A 4,662-nucleotide genomic window follows, 5' to 3' on the forward strand; every position below is an offset into this window, starting at 1 on the left:
CCTGGACACGGATATCTTCAATGTCTCGAACGAAGACTGCATAGCCTTTCTCGATCCGCTGATTAGACACTGGGACATCGATCTTTCGACCTTCGATATGGAGATATCGCTGAACGACAGGCTCGCCCCCGGGGAACCGAAGAAATTCGCGTTCATCGAGAAGGGCCTCGACGGTCCTCATAAGGATGAACCGGGGCTCATTGATTTTCTACAGGACACCATTCTAAGTCGCGACATAACAGAGGAGGAGCTCGAATTCTTGAGACGGCTCAGGTTCGGGGCGACCAGGCGGCCCAATCGACTCTATTATTACCGGGTCCTGCAAATTTCGAGAGACCCGCTGCATTTTCGAGCCGAGGAGGAATGACTTCCTGCCATGCGCAACCGTACTGATTGCAGCGAAGGCCGATTCGGTCTTGCAGCAAGCGCTTTCCAGCCGTTTAAAGATCCCCGCTTCCGCGGGGATGACTCTTTAAGTGTGCGGGGATGACTCCTTAAGTGCACGGGGATGACTCCTTAAGTAAGTAGCATTCAGTCATTACTTCAAATTCCATTTGCCATGGCGCAGCGTAAACAGGGGTAGTACTGCGACGCTATCGAACCGATTCTGTTACTATGCGCCGGCGCTTAACCGGACTCCTTCGTTTGTGACCTCTTCTGCTTTTTCGACACTGCCTGTGCGGGCGGACCTGCTCGGCAATATAGCCTCGCTTGGATTTGAATCGATGACTCCGGTTCAACTGCAAAGTTTGCCGATTCTACTCTCTGGCCAGGATTTACTCGGGCAGGCAAAAACAGGCAGCGGGAAAACCGCGGCATTCGCGATTGGCATTATCAACAAGCTGGAAACCCGTTGCCGACAGGTTCAGGCACTGGTGCTTTGCCCGACGCGAGAACTTGCCGACCAGGTGAGCAATGCAATCAGGCGATTGGCGCGAACCATACCTAATATAAAGATACTCACTTTGTGCGGCGGTAAACCCATTGCCAGGCAAACCGCATCGCTGGAATCGGCACCGCATATCGTAATCGGTACCCCGGGCCGTATTTTGAAACATTTGTCCAAAGGCAGCCTGAATCTTCAACAGGTTTCGACCTTCGTCCTCGATGAAGCCGATCGAATGTTAGACATGGGTTTTCTGGCCGACATCATGCTGATCAAGGACAGTTTGCCCGGCAAACGACAAACCGTCTTGTTTTCGGCTACCTATGCTGAGGAAATCGTGCGCATCAGTAGTGCCGTTCAAAAATCTCCAGTCAAAGTTCAAGTTGAAAAATCGCATCACATTAAAGAGATCAAACAGACTTTTTACGAAATCCCGCAAGATGAGAGAACCGAGACACTGGTTGCCCTGCTCGAACATTTTGAACCCGAATCCACACTCGTATTCTGTAACCGCAAACAGCAATGCCAGGATTTAAAAGACGCGTTATGTAAGCGCGGGTTTCACGCTTTGAGCTTACACGGCGATCTGGAGCAGTTCGAGCGTGACCAGGTTTTGATTCAGTTTGCAAATCGCAGTAGTTCGATTCTGATTGCAACCGATGTCGCCGCTCGAGGACTGGACATCAAGGAGCTGGCTGCGGTCGTCAACTTTGAAATAACGCCGGATCCTGAAATTCATATCCATCGTATCGGTCGTACCGGAAGAGCGGGCAATGAAGGTTTGGCGCTGAGTCTTTTCACCGCAGGTGAACAAAATCGTATTGATGCTATTGAAAGCTATCAAGGCAGTCCGATAAATATTGAAAACCCATCTAATTTGCAACGCCAGGCTGGTTTTAGTCTAAAACCTGCCATGGAAACACTATTCATCAACGCTGGCAGAAAAGACAAAATCAGGGCCGGTGATATTTTAGGTGCCTTGACCGCCAATACCGAATTACCCGGCAAGCTCATCGGCAAGATCGATATCCTGGATAAAATGGCTTATGTAGCGGTGGACCGTAAGGTCGCCAGGCAGGCACTTAAGATCCTGCTCGACGGGAAGATCAAGGGCAGGAAGATTCGCGTTAGAAAGCTGGATAATTAAACATGGCCTGGTTATTCAGTATGAAAGTATCCGGACATACAGCATCGATAAGCATCTCTGGCTGTTGCACAAAGTGAGGCTGGATTGAAGACTCCCCAACGACTTAAGCCGCTACTTGAAGATGGTCTGATCGACGAAGTTCTACGACCTTTAATGAGCGGAAAAGAAGCCGATGTGTTTATCGTGCGCTGTGGCAGTGAAATTCGCTGTGCGAAAATTTATAAAGAGGCCGATAAACGGAGTTTCAAACAGGCGACGCAATACCAGGAAGGCCGCAAGGTACGCAATACTCGCCGCGCACGCGCTATGGAAAAAAGCTCTCGTTACGGTCGCAGGGAACAGGAACAAGCCTGGCAAAATACCGAAGTGGATGCATTGTATCGGCTGGCCCGAGTTGATGTACGTGTGCCAAAGCCCTATGGCTGCTTCGATGGCGTTTTGCTGATGGAGCTAATCTGCGATGTCCAGGGGTTCGAAGCACCTCGTTTGAACGATGTTGCGATGTCGAGCACGCAAGCTGTGGAAGATCATCTGCTGATGATGCGCTACGTCGTTCGCATGTTGTGTGAAGGCCTGGTGCATGGTGATCTATCGGAGTTCAACGTGCTCGTCGATGACTATGGTCCCGTCATTATTGATCTTCCGCAGGTAATCGACGCTGCCGCAAACAACCATGCCGAACACTTTTTTACTCGCGATGTGAATAAAATCACCAGCTACTATGGTCTATTTTCCCCTGCAATTCTGAATACCCGATACGCAGAGGAAATCTGGGCACTATACGAAGCGGGTAAATTGCACCCTGAGGTTGAGCTAAGCGGTGAATACAGTACTGTCGAGGTGGACGCAGACGTCGACGCAGTACTCGAAGAAATAAAACAGGCTATGCTCGAAGAGGAACAACGCCTGGCGCGATTAGCAGAAGCCTCATAAGTACTCCTGTAAAGGTTTATACCCCTCAACAACAAACCGGGACAGATCTAATTATGATGAAATAAATCTGTCCCGGTTTTCGAGTCCGGTTTTCGGTTTTCGGTTTTCGGCATCAGATTCATTCCTTTTTATTCTTCTTCGGCATGCCTGGAATAATCTCATCTTCAAATGTCAATTGATCGCCTTCAAGATGCATCCTCACCAAATGGATTCGCATATTTTCATCGCCAAAATTCTCATAAAACAAAAACATATTGCTATCATTTGTATTGTTGCAGGATGACAACGAGCCACACATGTATTGAGTAAACGTGTGGCCGTGGTACAGGTCGGTGGATCTTCTTATTTCCAGTTCATGAGTATGACCGCAGAAAACATGTTCAATATTGTGCTCCCTGACAAAATCAATGAGACGCAAAGGGTTGTGAAGTGGATGAGCGTCAGTTCCCAGAATTGAATAGTGAACCAGCAGTACCGCCTTTTCATAGGTCAACTGCTTCAACGCCGCTGAAACAGCGCGCAATATCTCTATATCGACATATCCATAGTCACTATACAATTGGCTGGTATCAATACTGACAACTAACACCGAGTCTCCATTGACTGGAATGGTTTCTATAAAGTTGATATCAGTAAAATTGTCGCTCAACTTGGTAATACGTCGATCCAGAAAAACATTCTCTTTAACGCACTGCTCAATATCCAATGGATAGATTATTTCCGGGTCGTATATGTGTTTCTTAAAAAACTCCGAACCCCGCATGTTTCTCTTATCATGGTTTCCGATAAGGGAAATTACGTTTTTACATTCGATAGATTTTAAAAAACCGCCCACTTCCTGGAATTCACTCTCAAGACCGTCAGTGGTGTTATCTCCGGTATTGAAAACGATGTCGGCACCGTAGGAATTTAGCTTCGCCAGCAAGACCTTATCGTTCCCTTCCCAATGCCGGGGACCGAAATGTATGTCCGAAATATGTAATATATTCAATTCGCTTCACTAATTCTTGTAGCACAAAGAAAAATCGAACTAGAGGTTTTCAACCTGGAACCTACACACAATAGGGGTAATACCGGGGACTGTATACCTAATTCTAATCGAAGGGCTCTGTGTCGATTGATCCGGGATAGATCCGGTCTCTTTCGGAGGTGTCTATTGCTGAACGATCCGGTGCAGATATTCGCAGGCGAGGATCCCGATGGGACGGCGAAATTCCGGGGACAGTATACTCCAATTCCGGGGACAGTATACTCCAATTCCGGGGACAGTATACTCAATTGCCGGCGCAGCGGCTGACGGCGTCAAAGAATCTCAAAATGCGCATTACGCGGCCTGTTGCCGCAAATCGATGTAATGTCCTGCGGGCAGGCGGACAGGCAGATCACCAGGTCCATTTCGGCACGCATGACGATGTAATCGCCTTTTTTGCTCACCGGCGGATTGGGTTTGATTGTGCCATCGGCTTCGACCGGCGTGTTTTGCCAGAGATTGAACGGCGCCGGCAGTTCGACGGGTTTCAGACCCAGCTCGACCATCGCTTCCCAGAAATTGTCGGTGCAGTTGCGGTGATACTTCTTGCAGCCCAGTAACTCGTAGCGGTAGCGGTCGCAGGCCGCGAGCAGGGTGTCGTGCGCGCCCGGCGCGGTATCCTCCATGATTTTCAGGATCGGCCGGCGCCGGTTGGTCACCATCACG

5 protein-coding genes are annotated in these 4,662 nt (G+C 49.0%); 3 read left to right on the forward strand and 2 right to left on the reverse strand.

What is annotated here, in order from left to right; all coding sequences use genetic code 11:
- The 3 genes from OES20_18770 to OES20_18780 all read left to right on the forward strand — a co-directional run.
- On the forward strand, window positions 1–367 hold a 367-nt coding region (locus OES20_18770), incomplete at its 5' end, for an XRE family transcriptional regulator (protein ID MDH3636735.1).
- Window positions 368–647: 280 nt separating this feature from the next.
- Window positions 648–2,033, forward strand: coding sequence for an ATP-dependent RNA helicase DbpA (gene dbpA, locus OES20_18775; protein ID MDH3636736.1), 1,386 nt, complete (start codon window positions 648–650; stop codon window positions 2,031–2,033).
- A gap of 84 nt (window positions 2,034–2,117) precedes the next feature.
- Window positions 2,118–2,966, forward strand: coding sequence for a serine protein kinase RIO (locus tag OES20_18780; protein MDH3636737.1), 849 nt, complete (start codon window positions 2,118–2,120; stop codon window positions 2,964–2,966).
- Between the two features lie 118 nt (window positions 2,967–3,084).
- On the opposite strand, the gene OES20_18785 is transcribed toward OES20_18780, so the two are convergent.
- Together OES20_18785 and OES20_18790 are read right to left on the reverse strand one after the other, a co-directional pair.
- Window positions 3,085–3,957, reverse strand: coding sequence for a metallophosphoesterase (locus tag OES20_18785; protein MDH3636738.1), 873 nt, complete (start codon window positions 3,955–3,957; stop codon window positions 3,085–3,087).
- A 311-nt stretch (window positions 3,958–4,268) separates the two neighbouring features.
- A partial coding sequence (locus tag OES20_18790) for an urea carboxylase-associated family protein (GenBank protein ID MDH3636739.1) occupies window positions 4,269–4,662 on the reverse strand: 394 nt, incomplete at its 5' end.

This window comes from Gammaproteobacteria bacterium, assembly GCA_029862005.1.
Taxonomy (GTDB): Bacteria; Pseudomonadota; Gammaproteobacteria.